Source organism: Geobacillus sp. C56-T3 (assembly GCF_000092445.1).
Classification (GTDB): Bacteria; Bacillota; Bacilli; order Bacillales; family Anoxybacillaceae; genus Geobacillus; species Geobacillus thermoleovorans.
On record NC_014206.1, the window covers coordinates 634,827 to 650,406 of the forward strand.

General features: G+C 51.1%; 13 protein-coding genes, 15 tRNA genes and 1 pseudogene. 24 read left to right on the forward strand and 5 right to left on the reverse strand.

The window, feature by feature from the left end; translation table 11 throughout:
- Window positions 1-140 precede the first annotated feature (140 nt).
- From GC56T3_RS03280 to GC56T3_RS03355, 16 genes are all read left to right on the forward strand, one after another.
- Window positions 141-215 (forward strand) — tRNA-Asn (locus GC56T3_RS03280).
- A 4-nt stretch (window positions 216-219) separates the two neighbouring features.
- A tRNA-Ser gene (locus tag GC56T3_RS03285) sits at window positions 220-310 on the forward strand.
- A gap of 14 nt (window positions 311-324) precedes the next feature.
- Window positions 325-396: transfer RNA gene (locus GC56T3_RS03290), tRNA-Glu, on the forward strand.
- 9 nt (window positions 397-405) lie between these two features.
- Window positions 406-481, forward strand: a tRNA-Val gene (locus GC56T3_RS03295).
- Window positions 482-662: 181 nt separating this feature from the next.
- Window positions 663-739 (forward strand) — tRNA-Met (locus GC56T3_RS03300).
- A 5-nt stretch (window positions 740-744) separates the two neighbouring features.
- Window positions 745-820 (forward strand) — tRNA-Asp (locus tag GC56T3_RS03305).
- A 333-nt stretch (window positions 821-1,153) separates the two neighbouring features.
- Window positions 1,154-1,229, forward strand: a tRNA-Phe gene (locus GC56T3_RS03310).
- Between the two features lie 161 nt (window positions 1,230-1,390).
- A tRNA-Thr gene (locus GC56T3_RS03315) sits at window positions 1,391-1,466 on the forward strand.
- Window positions 1,467-1,472: 6 nt separating this feature from the next.
- Window positions 1,473-1,557 (forward strand) — tRNA-Tyr (locus tag GC56T3_RS03320).
- A gap of 9 nt (window positions 1,558-1,566) precedes the next feature.
- Window positions 1,567-1,640 (forward strand) — tRNA-Trp (locus GC56T3_RS03325).
- 17 nt (window positions 1,641-1,657) lie between these two features.
- Window positions 1,658-1,730: transfer RNA gene (locus tag GC56T3_RS03330), tRNA-His, on the forward strand.
- A gap of 15 nt (window positions 1,731-1,745) precedes the next feature.
- Window positions 1,746-1,820, forward strand: a tRNA-Gln gene (locus GC56T3_RS03335).
- Between the two features lie 5 nt (window positions 1,821-1,825).
- Window positions 1,826-1,897: transfer RNA gene (locus GC56T3_RS03340), tRNA-Gly, on the forward strand.
- 9 nt (window positions 1,898-1,906) lie between these two features.
- A tRNA-Cys gene (locus GC56T3_RS03345) sits at window positions 1,907-1,977 on the forward strand.
- Between the two features lie 65 nt (window positions 1,978-2,042).
- A tRNA-Leu gene (locus GC56T3_RS03350) sits at window positions 2,043-2,127 on the forward strand.
- Window positions 2,128-2,380: 253 nt separating this feature from the next.
- Window positions 2,381-2,914 (forward strand): YobA family protein, encoded by a 534-nt coding sequence (locus GC56T3_RS03355; protein WP_227456722.1) that lies wholly within the window; start codon window positions 2,381-2,383, stop codon window positions 2,912-2,914.
- Between the two features lie 115 nt (window positions 2,915-3,029).
- Here GC56T3_RS03355 and GC56T3_RS19560 read toward each other — a convergent pair.
- Window positions 3,030-3,200: pseudogene (locus GC56T3_RS19560) on the reverse strand (FAD-binding oxidoreductase); the annotation flags it as partial.
- A 550-nt stretch (window positions 3,201-3,750) separates the two neighbouring features.
- Window positions 3,751-4,365 (reverse strand): hypothetical protein, encoded by a 615-nt coding sequence (locus GC56T3_RS03365; protein ID WP_013144378.1) that lies wholly within the window; start codon window positions 4,363-4,365, stop codon window positions 3,751-3,753.
- A gap of 625 nt (window positions 4,366-4,990) precedes the next feature.
- On the opposite strand from GC56T3_RS03365, the gene GC56T3_RS03370 reads away from it, so the two are divergent.
- The 7 genes from GC56T3_RS03370 (at window position 4,991) to GC56T3_RS03395 (ending at window position 10,522) form a co-directional block, all read left to right on the forward strand.
- Entirely contained in the window at window positions 4,991-5,932 is a 942-nt protein-coding gene (locus GC56T3_RS03370) for an ABC transporter substrate-binding protein (RefSeq protein ID WP_013144379.1), read from the forward strand.
- A gap of 21 nt (window positions 5,933-5,953) precedes the next feature.
- Window positions 5,954-6,961 carry an iron ABC transporter permease gene (locus tag GC56T3_RS03375; RefSeq protein ID WP_041468205.1) on the forward strand — a complete coding sequence of 336 codons (1,008 nt, stop codon included), beginning with the start codon at window positions 5,954-5,956 and terminating at the stop codon, window positions 6,959-6,961.
- Window positions 6,954-7,934, forward strand: a complete 981-nt coding sequence (locus GC56T3_RS03380; RefSeq protein ID WP_013144381.1) for an iron ABC transporter permease — start codon at window positions 6,954-6,956, stop codon at window positions 7,932-7,934. Before GC56T3_RS03375 ends, GC56T3_RS03380 begins: the two co-directional genes overlap by 8 nt.
- A 16-nt stretch (window positions 7,935-7,950) precedes the next feature.
- The gene (locus tag GC56T3_RS03385; RefSeq protein ID WP_193568252.1) at window positions 7,951-9,471 is read left to right on the forward strand and encodes an Ig-like domain-containing protein; all 1,521 of its coding nucleotides are present in this window, start codon (window positions 7,951-7,953) and stop codon (window positions 9,469-9,471) included.
- A 219-nt stretch (window positions 9,472-9,690) separates the two neighbouring features.
- Window positions 9,691-10,044, forward strand: a complete 354-nt coding sequence (locus GC56T3_RS03390) for a GNAT family N-acetyltransferase (protein WP_227456687.1) — start codon at window positions 9,691-9,693, stop codon at window positions 10,042-10,044.
- Window positions 10,025-10,225, forward strand: coding sequence for a GNAT family N-acetyltransferase (locus GC56T3_RS19870; RefSeq protein ID WP_255347857.1), 201 nt, complete (start codon window positions 10,025-10,027; stop codon window positions 10,223-10,225). Before GC56T3_RS03390 ends, GC56T3_RS19870 begins: the two co-directional genes overlap by 20 nt.
- Before the next feature lie 9 nt (window positions 10,226-10,234).
- Window positions 10,235-10,522, forward strand: coding sequence for a hypothetical protein (locus GC56T3_RS03395; protein ID WP_013144383.1), 288 nt, complete (start codon window positions 10,235-10,237; stop codon window positions 10,520-10,522).
- Between the two features lie 203 nt (window positions 10,523-10,725).
- Here the strand turns inward: GC56T3_RS03395 and GC56T3_RS03400 are convergent, their stop codons facing one another.
- Window positions 10,726-11,352 (reverse strand): LysE family translocator, encoded by a 627-nt coding sequence (locus GC56T3_RS03400; RefSeq protein WP_013144384.1) that lies wholly within the window; start codon window positions 11,350-11,352, stop codon window positions 10,726-10,728.
- A 130-nt stretch (window positions 11,353-11,482) separates the two neighbouring features.
- Window positions 11,483-12,433, reverse strand: coding sequence for a cation diffusion facilitator family transporter (locus GC56T3_RS03405; RefSeq protein WP_013144385.1), 951 nt, complete (start codon window positions 12,431-12,433; stop codon window positions 11,483-11,485).
- Window positions 12,434-12,639: 206 nt separating this feature from the next.
- On the opposite strand from GC56T3_RS03405, the gene glgB reads away from it, so the two are divergent.
- Window positions 12,640-14,361: a 1,4-alpha-glucan branching enzyme gene (glgB, locus tag GC56T3_RS03410; RefSeq protein ID WP_304411976.1), complete on the forward strand. Its 1,722-nt coding sequence runs from the start codon at window positions 12,640-12,642 to the stop codon at window positions 14,359-14,361.
- Here the strand turns inward: glgB and GC56T3_RS03415 are convergent.
- The gene (locus tag GC56T3_RS03415; RefSeq protein WP_041468208.1) at window positions 14,251-15,531 is read right to left on the reverse strand and encodes an IS110 family transposase; all 1,281 of its coding nucleotides are present in this window, start codon (window positions 15,529-15,531) and stop codon (window positions 14,251-14,253) included. The genes glgB and GC56T3_RS03415 overlap by 111 nt on opposite strands.
- Window positions 15,532-15,580 lie beyond the last annotated feature (49 nt).

The following is a 15,580-nucleotide window of genomic DNA, read 5'->3' on the forward strand; positions in this document are numbered from 1 at the left end:
GTCATTTCGCAGCAGCTCAGTGACGAGCATTTGCATCATCGGATGAACTGCGAGTTGCCTTGACGCGTCCAGCTTCTTTGAATCGGCTGGCAGAGGAAGAGGCAGGACATCTTGTTGGGAGAATTGACCGTCGTTATGATTCCGCAGTAGCTCAGTGGTAGAGCAATCGGCTGTTAACCGATTGGTCGCAGGTTCGAATCCTGCCTGCGGAGCCATCGTGGAGAGCTGTCCGAGTGGTCGAAGGAGCACGATTGGAAATCGTGTAGGCGTGAATAGCGCCTCAAGGGTTCGAATCCCTTGCTCTCCGCCATTATCCATCAGCATGGCCCGTTGGTCAAGTGGTTAAGACACCGCCCTTTCACGGCGGTAACACGGGTTCGAATCCCGTACGGGTCACTTCTTTGTGGAGGATTAGCTCAGCTGGGAGAGCACTTGCCTTACAAGCAAGGGGTCGGCGGTTCGATCCCGTCATCCTCCACCATCTTAATATAAAAGCTGACTTGCTTTCTCATCATCGCGGGGTGGAGCAACGAGCCTTTGCTTCATCGAATCCGCTTCGAGTTGCCTCGACGCATCTGGCATCTTTGAATCAGCTTGTAGAGGAAGAGGCGACGAACAACAACGATAAGAGCATTGTGCAAATTAATTTACTTTCTTATCGTCGCGGGGTGGAGCAGTCCGGTAGCTCGTCGGGCTCATAACCCGAAGGTCGCAGGTTCAAATCCTGCCCCCGCAACCAAAATTGGTCCCGTAGTGTAGTGGTTAACATGCCTGCCTGTCACGCAGGAGATCGCGGGTTCGAGTCCCGTCGGGACCGCCATCTTTCCAAAAATGCATGATGCAACGAATCATGTGATCGGTGAAATACGGCTCGGCAGCTCGGTCGGTAGAGACGAGCATCCGTTTCATCGAATTCGCATCGAGTTGCCTCGACGCATCCAGCATCTTCGAATCCGCTGGCAGAGGAAGAGGCACAATGCAGCACAAGTAAAGTAGCGTAAAACTTAATATGGCTCGGTAGCTCAGTCGGTAGAGACGAGCATCCGCATCGTCGAATCTGCTGCGAGTTGTCCTGACGCACCCAGCATCTTCGAATTGGCTGGTAGAGGAAGGGACACAAAAGTCATCAACGAACAAGGGAAAAATAAGATACGGCTCGGTAGCTCAGTCGGTAGAGCAAAGGACTGAAAATCCTTGTGTCGGCGGTTCGATTCCGTCCCGAGCCACCATATAATTGATAGCAAGCTGACTTAGCTCTATTGGCAGAGACGAGCATCCGCTTCATCGAATCGGTTGCGAGTTGTCCCGACGCACCCAGCTTCTTCGAATTGGCTGGTAGAGGAAGGGACACAACAAATGAACAATGAGCCACGATTTATATCATAATTATGCCGACTTAGCTCAATTGGTAGAGCAACTGAATCGTAATCAGTAGGTTGCGGGTTCAAGTCCTGCAGTCGGCACCATTCCTTGGAGGGGTAGCGAAGTGGCTAAACGCGGCGGACTGTAAATCCGCTCCCTTTGGGTTCGGCGGTTCGAATCCGTCCCCCTCCACCATCTTAACAAAGGGGCATAGTTTAATGGTAGAACAGAGGTCTCCAAAACCTCCGGTGTGGGTTCGATTCCTACTGCCCCTGCCATTCCTATCATGATTATGGCGACTATGGCGAAGTGGTTAACGCACCAGATTGTGGCTCTGGCATGCGTGGGTTCGATTCCCACTAGTCGCCCTTCACTTACAGCGTTGGGGTATAGCCAAGCGGTAAGGCAACGGACTTTGACTCCGTGATGCGTTGGTTCGAATCCAGCTACCCCAGCCACGGATGCGGAAGTAGTTCAGTGGTAGAACACCACCTTGCCAAGGTGGGGGTCGCGGGTTCGAGTCCCGTCTTCCGCTCTCGATCAAGGCGGCATAGCCAAGTGGTAAGGCAGAGGTCTGCAAAACCTTTACCCCCGGTTCGAATCCGGGTGCCGCCTTCATATCTAATGAATAAAAAAGTGTTGACAGTTGAAAGATGATTTGGTAAATTGTTAATTGTCGCGCCGATGTGGCGGAATTGGCAGACGCGCACGACTCAAAATCGTGTGGGGTAGCCCCCCGTGTGGGTTCGACTCCCACCATCGGCATCCTTGGAATTCGATAGCCCACGATCTAAAATCGTGGAACCCTTGATACGACCGCGTTTGCGGTCGTTTTTCATTTTCTGGGAATTCCGAAAAAACGATAGAATCCGAAAAAATTTTGCACGAATTTTGCATTTCTACCATCTAGATCATCCATGATTTCGTCAATCATCATGTTTTTTTAGTACCCATGATGGATTTGACAAACTGGAGCTTTTCATAAAAGAGTGAAACGATTTTTTCGTAAATGCGACTAATGATAACAAAGGAGGAGGAGATTGGGCTGAAAAGATGGCTTGCTTTCATTGCCGCCGTGTGGAGTGTTTGGTTGGCAGGTTGTAGCGGGCAAACTGACCGCTATGCCATTGAAGGGTATGTCGTGAGAAAAGAAGGGGGGAGCATTTTGGTTGTCAGTTCTGATCCGCAAGATTTTCGTTCCACAGGCGGGCTTAAAGAGTTTTATAATGCCATCTTGGTTTCTAGTGCACCAGCGCGGGTGAACATTGGTCAAAAAGTTCAAGTTTGGATAGATGGGGGGATTGCTGAATCGTATCCAGGCCAAGGGAAGGCGGGCAAAGTATTGGTTGTGCCAAGCTCTCCGCGTGATGGCGCCAGCTTATCGGAGGAGGAGGCGATTCGCCAAGCGTTGAAACAAGAAGAGAGTCGGCTCGAGCATATGATTCCTGTGATTCGGGCTGTTCATTATGACAAACAAGCGGACACTTGGATGATTCAAATAAAAGACGCCCATGAACGAACGGAATTCGACGTTCGGATCAAAGATGAATAAAAGCGTTTTGCCGCATGCGAAGCAAAAGCTGTCCCCCTCTTCCCAGCACGGGGGGAGAGGGGGCAGCTTGTCGATGACGCGCCCAAACAATTCGTTGGATTCCGAAAACAAGTAATTACGAAGACAACGCCGAGACAAGCGGACGGTCCGGCAAGTAGAGCTGGGCGTTGTCGCTTTGGCCGGCCGCGATCCAGTCGCGCAAGCATTTGGCGAGCACCATGCTGTAGACGGCTCCGTTGTCTCCATAGGCATAGACGAAATAGCAGTTTGGATATTCGTCATACACGCATGACCGATTTCGCGCGAATGACCGCACCGGTTTTCGTATAAAAAATGGCCTGGTCTGTTTCGAGTTTTTTTCCGTCTTTAGCATGATCGGAATCATTTGGTTTATTCGTTGCGAAGGAGGAGAACCGCGCCCAACGCTTTTTCGGCTTCATGGCTGGAGCGGCAAATCAAAGGAGACGGGGTGTGTGGAGAAGTGGAAAATTTGTGTTTTTTGAAACATGAATCGGAATAAGACGTACATCATGTAGAGAGTTTTGCAGGAAGAATAAGAACGGCAAACGAAAGGGCTGACAAAAAATGTTGATGGATGAGATGTCGCCTGAAGACAAGCATGTTTCAAGCCAGACACATCCGGGAAGACGCTTGGCCTTCCCGGATGTGATGAGTGCCCCTGTGGATATCCTAAACATGGTTCAAACGCTGTCAAGTTGTTGTGTTGATTTGGGGGAATTTCTTTCGGACAGCCCCCGCGGTTCGTGTCTGGAAGGAATGTTTTTTCCATGTTGCGCTGCACAGCTCGCCCCTTGTCCATTTGTTCCCTTGTCGAGTTATTGCGCTTGCCGCAGGCTGGCGATGGATGCCTCATGTTCAATCGAGCGTTTGGAGAGGATGGCCAAAATGTGCTCGTGGCGTTCTTGGTTGACTTCGATCCTTTTGACAATTTGATCGATTTCCATGACCGCTTGTCGAATAGGAACGAGATCGTCTTTGGTCGCCATCTTTGCTTGAATTTCGTTTACATTGGATTGAAGTTCGTTCACTTTGAATTGGAGTTCATTCACTTTGGACCGGAGTTCAGCCAGTTCCTCTTTGGTCGCCATCTTCGCTTGAATTTCGTTTACGTTGGACTGGAGTCCGTTCACAGTGGAGCGAAGTTCAGCGAGTTCGTCTTTCGTGGCCATTTTCGCTTCGATGTCGTCCACTTTGGATCGGAGCTCGGCGAGTTCGTCTTTGGTGGCCATGTTGGCTTCAATGTTGTTTACTCTTGATTCGATGCTGTCTACTCTCGCCTCGATGCTGTTCACTCTCTCTTCGATGCTGCCCGCTCTCGCTTCGATCTTGTTCAGTTGATTTTTCATCTCGTTGACGTCGGATGTCAAGACGCCGACGCTCGAATGGAGTTGATCGAGCCGATCTAAAATTTGGGTAAGCAATGCTTCCATATGGATCATCCTTTCCAAGTGTGGATTGACGGTGATTCAAAACAGCTATTCATGGCTTTTGTTGCTTTCCTAACGCTGTCTGGACCTTGTTGGTGAAGGGTTTGCCAAAGGAGTTGATCATCCGTGGGCATGTGTGCAGCAGATTTGGGGACATCCAGCTTCCATTTTAGCATAAATCGTATGGGGGGAGACAAGGGATTTTTTGAAGAATTATGATGAAAAGGGGCGACAAGTTCTAGAGTGCTGGTGATTTAGCGCAAAATATGGCTGATTCCTGCTATCTTTCAATTCGAAAAACGCGGCCAATCGGCTTTCTTTTCTGATGAAATGCCATCGATTTGCAGGCCGTTCTCGTTTTTCACCATCCTTCTAGAGGGTGGGTGATTTGGTAAAAAAGACTATCGATTCGCATTCTTTCTCAATTAGAGAAACCCTTGCAAAACCGATTTTCTTTTTCTGTAAAAATGCGCCGCTTTGATCAGCGATTTTCATGCCAGGGTGGGGAGCAACGCTTGCTCATGAATGTTTTTTATTATTGTATTGACAAAGATATTCAATATCAACTATCATCTTAATTGATAAGGATTATCATTATTAAATATAGATTGAAGGGGGAATATGTAACGTGTTGCAGAAAAAATGGACCTCTCTTCTTGCCGTGCTGATGGCGCTGTTCGTGTTGCTTGTGCCGTTGGCTCAACCGGCTGCGCCTGTTGAGGCCGCATCCAAGACAAGGGTGTTTAAGACGGAGCTTGGCAAGCTGGTGATCAAAGGTACCCCGAAGCGGATTGTCACGTTAAGCATGGCGGGGACAGATGCCGTTGTCACGTTAGGCTTAAAGCCAGTGGGGTATACGATTTCCAATTCTGGAACGGTGCCTACATACTTGCGCAATAAACTAAAAGGGGTGCCAAGCGTTGGGGCACTTAGCGCCCCGAGTTTGGAGAGAATCGCAGCGCTCAAACCGGATTTGATCATTATCGACCATGAATTTGAGTTCCATAAAGCGATTATCCCTCAGCTGAAAAAGATTGCGCCAGTAGCGGGATTTCGTGCGAACAGCTACAAAGAAGCGATGAATCAGCTTCTTGTATTGGGAGACATCTTAGGGCGGAAGGCGAAGGCAAAATCGTTTGTGAATCAGTTTTATAAAGAATTGAAATCGCAGCAGGCAAAATTAAAAGATAAAAATCTTCGTGTATTGGGCTTTTTCGTAAATAAAGATGGCATTAATGTATGGCAGGACAACTCATTCTCCGGATCGATTTTTACGGCGCTTAAGGCTGATTATGCATTTAAGGAAAAAGGGGATGAATACTCCGACTTTAAAACAGTAAGTTTAGAAAGAATTTTAGAAATCGATCCAGACGTGCTGTTTGCCTATACGGATCCTGGGAAGAATGACCTGAAAAAAGTGAAAGCCAACCCGATTTGGTTCCAATTAAAAGCGGTGAAAAAGAAACGGGTGGTGGAAGTCAATCGCGATCTTTGGTCTCGCAGCCGGGGACCGTTGGCGGCGAAATTGATTGTAAAAGAAGCGGCATCCATATTAAAACGTTATCAGTAATAGGATGATGCCGGCGAGAGGATGTCATTTTTGACATACGGAAAAAAAGCCATATGGATCAGCGTCATTGCAGGATTGGGCATTGTTTTGTTGATGATCGTTTCTTTAGTCTCTGGTCCGTTTTTTGTGCCGATTCCAAAAGTGCTGGATGTCTTTTTGCATGATGATGGATCCAAAGCACGAACGGTTGTCTGGAATCTACGGTTTCCCCGTGCGCTTTTGGCGGTTTTGATTGGGGCGAATCTGGCGGTCGCTGGAGCGATGATGCAATGTTTAACGAAAAATCCAATGGCCGAGCCAAAAATCATGGGAGTGTCGGCCGGCGCTGCTGCGATGGTTGTTCTCATCGAGTATTTTTTCGCCGGCCTTCCCCTTCTTTTCTTTTCTCCCCTTGTCTTTTTGGGGGCGGCGGTTGGGGGAGCCCTCGTATATAGTTTGTCTCTGAAGAGAGGCGCCCTTTCCCCGGTTCGTTTGACCCTTGCCGGAGTGGCGGTCAGCGCATTTTTGCATGCGATCACCGTGGGAATTTTGGTCTTGCTTGGCCAGGATGCGGCCGCCGTATATGCATGGCTGGCCGGTGGGTTAAACGGCTTGACATGGCGCCATGTTTCGCTGATCGCTCCGTGGTCTCTTGCTGGCTTGCTCCTGTCCATCATGATCGCTTCGAAAATGGATCTGTTGGAGCTCGGCGATGATACAGCCAAAGGGCTTGGTGTTCATGTGGGGATTCTCAAAACTGTGATGGCAGTCATGATTATTATTTTGGCTGGAAGTGCGGTGTCCGTATCCGGGGTCATTGGGTTTATCGGCTTGATCATTCCGCACATCGTCCGAAAAATGGTCGGGGTGAATTATACGTATATCGTTCCGGTCAGCGCCTTGTGCGGAGGAATGTTGCTTTTGACGGCTGACTTGCTTGCACGCTTGGTGGCGCAGCCGATTGAACTTCCTGTCGGGGTGTTTACCGCCGCCATTGGTTGCCCATATTTTTTGTATTTGATTAGGAAGCAGGGCGAATGGAATGCGTAAGCGTGATGTGGGACTTGTGGCTGGGTTGGCATTGCTTCTTGTCATCATCGTGCCGCTCGGCGCTTGTTTCGGGGATGTGAAAATCCCTGTTTCGCAAGTATGGGAGGCATTTTTCAACCGAAAGTCTTCCCTGAATGGGGAAATCGTGTGGGAATATCGCTTGCCAAGGATATTGGCCGGGCTGTTTGTCGGCGCCAACCTCGCCGTATCCGGAGCGCTGTTGCAAGCCGTGACGCAAAACCCGCTTGCCGCTCCGAATGTCATTGGCATGACGGCTGGCGCCAGCTTATTTGCTGTGTTGGCGCTGCTGATCATTCCGCATTTTCCTGTCAGCGGCCTGCCGTTCGTCGCCTTTTTCGGGGCTCTCTTCGCCGGCCTTTGCGTGTATGCGTTTGCTTGGAAGAAAGGAATGGATAAGGGCCGGTTTGCCCTATCGGGGATTGCTTTTGATGCCTTGTTTCAGGCCGTCATTACAGGGATTTTGGTTTTTGCGACCAAAGGAATTGATGCCGCGGTCATTTGGTTGGCGGGGAGTTTATGGGGACGGACATGGGAACATGTTTTTCTCATCGCTCCTTGGTCAGTTGTTGGACTCGGACTCGCTTATCTTTGTTATCGCCGCATGAATGTCTTGCAGCTGCACGATGATGTGGCCGCAAGCTTGGGAATGCGTGTTCAGGCGGCGCGTTTCCTGATCTTCCTCATCGCGGTCGGCTTGTGTGGAAGCGCCGTAGCTGTATCGGGTCCGATCGGATTTGTGGGACTGGTCATCCCCCATCTTGCCCGTTTGTTGACAAGGGCCGATTATCAGCGGCTCATTCCGGTCAGCGCCTTATTAGGAGCGATTTTGATGATCAGCGCGGATACGGCAGGAAGAACCATCGCGGCGCCAATCGAAATTCCGGTCGGCATCTTAACGGCATTCATCGGTGCGCCGTATTTTCTCTTTCTGCTTCGACGAGCAAAATTATAATGAAAAGGGGATCGGTATGAGTTGGAAAACATGGATGGTTTCTAGTTTCGCAGTCGTCAGTTTAGCCATAGCGGGAGCGGCGGAGTCTGAAGCATATGCGTCGAAACCGGCCAAGCTTGCCATTGAAAGTGCACAGCCGGTGAATGCTTCAACTGTGAAAGAGTATATCGTAAAAGGAAAAGGGCTCAAGGGAGCGAAGATCAAAATTGTGATCACCGATGGAAAAGCATCTGTCACTCATGACACTGTTGTTCAAAAGAGCGGATCGTTTGAAGCGCCGGTCAACGTATCGACATTACGAGATGGGACTTTGACGGTGTCTGTCACGCAAATCATCAAGGGACAGAAGCATAGCCGCGTACAAAAAAAGATTATCAAGGATACGAAGGCGCCTTCCGTTCCGGTGATCACGAATAAAGGATGGATCAATGCCAAGCAGCAGAACGCTTATGCTGTCCAAGGAACAGCAGAACCCCATAGCGCTGTGCAAGTTTTGTTGAGCGATGGAAAGCAGCGCATCACCAAAACGGTGCGTGCAGACGGCAAAGGGAGATTCCGGGCGGTGATCGATGCAAGAAGATTGGCGGAAGGAGAGATTACGGTCTCCGCGGTTAGTGTGGATTCGGCAGGAAACCAAAGCGGCCAATCGAAGAAAGTGCTTCGGAAAGATGTGAGCATAGAGGCCCCTGAGCTGTTGAATGAAGGATATATCAACGCTTTCAACTATGAAGCTTATCCAGTAACGGGGACAGGAACGCCTGGAGAGAAAGTGGTGGTGGAGGCTGCTGATGGAAAAAAATCCGTCTCAGCGAGCGGGCTTGTGGATGAAGATGGGAATTATGAAGTGGAGATCAATACTTCTTCTCTGAAGGACGGGAAGATCACGATCCGTGTGAAAACGATCGATCAAGCGGGGAATGAAAGCCGGATGGCAAGTGTCGTCCTCATCAAATCGTTGTCTTCTCCGGCCAAGCCGTCTATTGACAATAAAGGATATGTGAACGCCAGTGCAGATGCAACTGCTTATGAGGTGACGGGCAAGGGAGAGCCAGGAGCGGAAGTGGAGGTCACTTTGTCCGATGGAACGAATGAAATCAGCACAGTCGGTACGGTGGAAGAAAACGGGAGATACCGTGTAGAAGCGGATATTTCCCCGTTAAGCGATGGACTGATTACCATTACAGCCGTTCAAACGAGCGTTACAGGCAATGTAAGCCCAGAGGCAACCGCGACGGTTTGGAAGGATACAGCTGTTGCCGCTCCATCATTGAACGCCCTGCCAGCTGTTACGAATCAAAATCAAGCGGCATATACGATCGCAGGAACGGCAGAAAGCAACGCATTGGTGCAAATCATCATTACGGATGGGCAAAAATCTCTCGTGGAATGGACGTCGGCGGACTCGAATGGGAATTTTTCGAAGACGATCGATCTGTCTGCATTCAACAATGGCCAGCTGATGATCATTGTGACACAAGAAGACAAAGCGCAAAACCATAGTGAAGCGACCACAGCGACGGTGACGAAAGGGCAATAAGAAGGAACCTGTCGGCCGAGCCTTTCTTTGAAGCGGGATGCTTCAAAGAGGGTTCGGCCGATTTTTTTATGAGTAGAAATGTTTCATAAGTATATGACATAATCGTTGTAACATGTGGGTCCCTTGGGGAATCGATGATTTGATTAACGATGATCATGCAATTGTTCGGGACCGTACACGACTTTTGGGCCGGGGAACAAAAAGCAAGGGGGATTTCCTATGGGAAACATCCAGCCAAGGCGGTTGGTGACGGCAAGCGGCCAACCGATTGTTATACGGACGGCATGGCCCGAGGATGCCGAGCGGATCGTTGCGTTTGTCAAGGCCGTGACCGCGGAAGCGCTTTACTTGCTTACGACGGAAGCGGAAGTGACGGTCACAGAAGAGCAACAACGCCAATGGCTGCAAAAAATGGCGGACGATCCTGGAAAGTTGGCGCTGTTGGCCGAGCATGACGGAGAGATGATCGGGTTTTTAGATTTTCATAATGGAAATAAGCGGTTTCGGCATGAGCGTGAAAAACGGCTTTCGAGGCCAGGGGATCGGCACGGCGTTGCTTGCAGCGCTCCTTGATTGGGCAAAAGAAAATCCTTTGATTGAAAAAGTTTGCCTCGAAGTCGTCGCTGACAACACGGACGCGATTCGATTGTATCAAAAGTTTGGATTTGTGGAAGAAGGCGTGAAGAAAAAAGCTGCAAAAATCGATGACGGGACGTATTGGGATTTGATTTTGATGGCCCGCTTTGTCAAGTAGGTTCGGCGGATGAGTGCGGGGAGATCGCTCGATGAGCATTTCCTTCCTTTCTATTGCGCCGGTTTGCGCTTCGGTGCGGCGGTCGGCGTGACAAGGAGGGAGAACGTGAGAGACAAGGGAATGAGGTTGTTGCCGCTTGGCGTCAGGCTCATGAAGCCGCAGCGGGAACAATACAAACGGATGGCGGCCTGCGAGAGAAAGGCCGCCATGTTGGTTTTGGTTGAAATGCCCAATCTTTTGTCATTTGGTCCCGATGTGCTGTTGTTTCTGCCGTTGCTTCTCCTAGAAGGCTTGTGATTTAAGGGGAAATGTTGCTCCCCAACAGCGTTTCTCAAATTGAAAAACCTTGCAACACCATAACTTTATCCCTTTCGACTTCTCGCAAATCGAGCGAATCCGTTGTTTTTCACCGGTCTTCTAGGAGGCGCGGCGCTTTTTTGAGTAAAAGAGGTGTTGGGGGCTGCTCGCAGAAAGGAGCGGCCGCTCCTGGCCGCGCGCCGCTACGAACGCTCGCTGAAGGCGATTTGAATGCCGATTAGGGCGAAGATGGCGCCTTTGAGCCAATGGATTCGCTTCGTGATGGCGGTGTTGGCCAAGAGCCAATGGCGCAGTTTTTCCGCGCCGATGCTCACCAAGGTGAAGACGGCGAGCGCTTGAGCGAGAAAGACGGCGCCAAGAAGCAACATCTGTTGCGGCACGCGGCCCGCTGACGGATCAACGAACTGCGGCAGGAGCGCCAAAAAGAAGAGCGACACTTTCGGGTTGAGCACGTTCATGACAATGCCTTTTTTGTACAGCGAGGCGTATGCCATTGGCTTCTGCCGCCCAAAGGCGAGACTGCTGTCTTTTTCGCGGAACGCCTGCCATGCCAAGTACAGCAAATACGCGGCGCCGGCGTACTTGACGATGGCAAACGCCAAGGCGGATTGGTAAATGACAGCCGAGACGCCAAGCGTGGCTGCGCTGATGTGGACAAGCAGGCCGGTGCACAGCCCGAGCGCGGTGGCGATGCCCGCCTGTTTGCCTTGGGACAGGCTTTGGGCGATGACGAACAAAATGTCTGGCCCCGGCGCTAACGTAAGCAAAACGGCGACGCCTAAAAACGAGAAGATCGTTCCGATTCCCATGAGGCATCCCTTCCTTCGGCATGATGACTCTATATGTTCGCCGCGGATCGTATTGATTCCTTTTTGTTTGAAAGGGAAAATGGACAAACGAAAAAGCCGCCCATGCCATTCAAAGCAGAGGCGGCATTTCCTATTCATGGGAAGCTTTTTTCTCCAAAAACGCCCGGCCATAGCGGCCATGGTCATGGAGCATGGCGTGCTCCACCTGGATGGTGGCGTGCTCGATTCCGTATTTTTCCTTCAACATTTCATTCACCGCCAAGATGACGCATAGCGGCTGGATGCGTTCGTTGACAAACACATGAGCCGACAGCGAGTAATGGTCGGTTGAGATGGCCCATAAGTGCATGTCGTGCACGTCTTCGACGCCTTCGATCTTTCGAATATCGGCGCGGATTTGTTCGAGGTCGAACCCATCTGGCACGGCTTCCATTAAGATGAGATACGATTCGCGCATAATTTTCGCCCCGCCTGTGAAAATGATGGCGGCGATCACTAAGCTGATGATCGGGTCGAACACCGTCCAGCCGGTGAAGTAAATGAGCAGCGCGGAAACGATGACGCCGATCGAGCTAATCAAGTCGCCGATGAAATGCCAAAGGGCGCTCTGAACGTTCAAATTGTCTTCCTCTTTCGTGCTCCGGCTTAAGACGATGGTCAACGTCAAGTTGACGACGAGGCCGATCGCTGCGATCCCGAGCATGAGGCGAAAGTTGATCGGTTCAGGATGGAGAAAACGCTGAATGCCTTCCCATAAAATCCACAGCGCAATGACGGCCAACGTCAGCCCGTTCAAAAACGATGTGATGATTTCAAACCGCAAAAAGCCGAACGTAAACCGACGGTTCGGCGGGCGCGTCGCCATGTAGAGGGCGACCATGCTTAAGCCAAGCGCCAATACATCGGATGCCATATGGGCCGAATCGGACAAGAGGGCGAGTGAGTTGGAAATCAGTCCGCCAATGATTTCGACGGCGGTGAAAAACATGGTCAACAAAAGCGTCACCCAGAGCGCTTTTTTCGATTCATTTTGCGTTTTGACGTGCGGGAGATGGTGAAAATCGTACAGTGTTGGAGCCATAATGCACCTCCATTATTTATAATAATTATCAACTTATATATATTATAATATAAAAATCCGCCTGTGTGCAAATGAAATTTCGACAGCCAGAAACAGCGGTTGTTGGAATTTGTCTAAAAATATAGACGAAGCATTCAAGGAATGAAGCCTTCTGTTGGCGAATAGGAATCAATGTTGTGTATGGCCATCATTTTGCTTCGGAAAGGATGCGATCCAGCTTGATTGCGGCGAATCCGACAGATTTAGAAGTGTATTTGTTTCATGAAGGCCGTTTGTATCAAAGTTATGAGCTGTTCGGCGCTCATGTCATCCGCGACGGCGGAGCGGTCGGCACTCGCTTTTGCGTGTGGGCGCCCCATGCGCGGGAAGTCCGTCTTGTCGGCAGTTTCAACGATTGGAATGGGGCGAATTCCCCCCTGACGAAGGTGAACGACGAAGGGGTATGGACGATCGTTGTTCCAGAAAACTTGGAAGGGCATCTCTATAAATATGAGATCATCACACCGGATGGCCGTGTTCTGTTGAAAGCCGACCCGTACGCCTTTTACTCCGAATTGCGCCCTCATACCGCCTCGATTGTCTACGATTTGAAAGGATACGAGTGGAATGATTCATCTTGGCAGCGGAAGAAACGGCGAAAGCGGATTTATGACCAACCGATGGTCATTTATGAACTTCATTTCGGTTCGTGGAAAAAGAAACCGGACGGCCGCTTTTATACGTACCGTGAGATGGCCGACGAACTCATTCCGTACGTGCTGGAGCGCGGATTTACGCACATTGAGCTGCTTCCGCTTGTCGAGCATCCGCTCGATCGTTCATGGGGATATCAAGGGACCGGCTATTATTCGGTGACAAGCCGCTATGGCACGCCGCACGATTTCATGTATTTCGTCGACCGCTGCCATCAAGCGGGGCTTGGCGTCATCATCGACTGGGTGCCGGGGCATTTTTGCAAGGACGCCCACGGGCTGTACATGTTTGACGGCGCACCGACGTATGAATACGCGAATGAAAAAGACCGAGAAAATTACGTCTGGGGGACGGCGAATTTTGACTTGGGCAAGCCGGAAGTGCGCAGTTTTCTGATCTCCAATGCGTTGTTTTGGCTGGAGTATTACCATGTGGACGGGTTTCGCGTCGATGCGGTCGCCAATATGCTTTATTGGCCGAACAACGACCGGCTCTATGAAAATCCGTATGCGGTCGAGTTTTTGCGCCAGTTGAATGAGGCGGTGTTTGCCTATGACCCGAACGTCTTGATGATCGCTGAAGATTCGACCGACTGGCCTCGGGTGACCGCGCCGACGTACGATGGCGGCCTTGGGTTTAACTACAAGTGGAACATGGGCTGGATGAACGACATGCTGAAGTATATGGAAACGCTGCCGCATGAGCGGAAATACGCCCATAACCAAGTCAGTTTTTCCCTCCCTCTAGAAATGTTGATTTATCAAGGCTTTTCGGCCCCTCAGGGGTGTCCAAAAAATATTTTTCGACAAAATCCCTTACATCCTTTTTCAGTTTTGTGGATATCTTACAGACCTAGGGTGCGCTTCGCGGCCACGGCTGGGGATATTTTCCTTCCGTGGGGAGAAGCGTATTCGATGCACCCTTTGGATCTCCGCGTCGCTGATGAGGACGAACCCTCCCATGTCTCCGGGCGTCTTCGCGCCAACATTCCCTCGTTCGGTCTCGTCATCAGGCGGAGGCCGGCCAAGCTCCTTTGGGGACTCAAGGTCGAATGGATAAAATCACGCCAGCTTCTCCGGTGTCATCCTGTTGTCCAACGATTCTTCCGTTCGCAGGGGGAGGCCTTAGGCCGCCCGTTGCACCTGGGACAAGACGTCCTGTTTCATTCGCTCCGCGTCAAAGGCTTGTTTCTTCGTACAAATCGCAAACAGCACATTCAACAGCTTCCGGCATAATGCGACGATGGACTGCTTTCCGGTCAGCGGATTGACGGGGCGGGTCGTGTAATACTCATGCAGCTCGCGAAACGCCTCGTTGTGCCGGATCAGCGGAATCATCGCCCGAAACAGCACCGATCGCAGCCGTTTCCGTCCCCGTTTGGAGATGTGCTTTTGCCCTTTGCGCTGGCCGGAGGAGTTCTCTTTGAGCGTCAGGCCCGCCAACTTCACCAATTGACGCGGGTCCCGATAGTGGGCGAAGCTGCCGATCTCCGCCAGCAGATCGATGATCGTGGCGTCTCCCAACCCGTCGACCGTTTTCAGCCATTGATACTCCATCGTCGTTTGAACCAACGCCTTCAACTCGGCGTCCAACGCGGCGATCTCAGCCTCCAATTGGCGGTATCGGCGGACGAGCGCGGCGATTTCAAACCGGGCCATCGTCGTCCCTTCCGTCACCCCAATCGAGTCCTTCGCGGCGTCGATCAACGCCTGAATTTTGGCCTTCTGCGGGCATTTCAGCCCTTCGCTTTGCCGGTACACCTCGATGAGCTCCTCGGCGGATCGGCTGGCCATATCGGCCGGAAGCGGCGTCCACTCCAGCACCGAAAGCGCCGTTTTCCCCAGGTCGCGAAACACCGTCCAAAACTCCGGAAAATACCGGTCGGTCCAGCGGACGATCGCGTTTTTCACCGCCGTCTGTTCCTTGCGGAGCTTCTCTTTGAGCGTGCTCCCGACGCGCAAATCGGCTTCGATCTCGTGCAGCAGCCGGGGGACGAGGAATCGTCCGTCTTTCGCCAGTCTGGCGATGACCAGGGCGTCTTTGGCGTCATGTTTCGTCGGCAGGTTGTCATCGAGTTCTTTCGACCGGCACACATGCGCCGGGTTGACCATGACCAACGGGATCCCGTGCTCCTCGAGGAAGTAGGCCAGGTTCAACCAGTAGTGCCCGGTCGGCTCCACCGCGACGATCACCTGCGGCTTTCCGAACGCTTGCATCGCCTCCTGAATCGCTTCATACAGCTGGCGAAAGCCCTCTTTCGACTGGAAGATCGGGAACGATTTGCGAAGCACACGCCCCCGGTCATCCACGAAGCAGGCGTAGTGGGTTCGTTTCGCGATATCGATGCCCACGACAAGCGTTTGTTCGGTGACTTGATCAATTTTATAGTTTTGTGTACAATTCATCTGAAGTCCTCCTTGGTATGGTGAGTGATGTGTTTGACACCCCTGCATC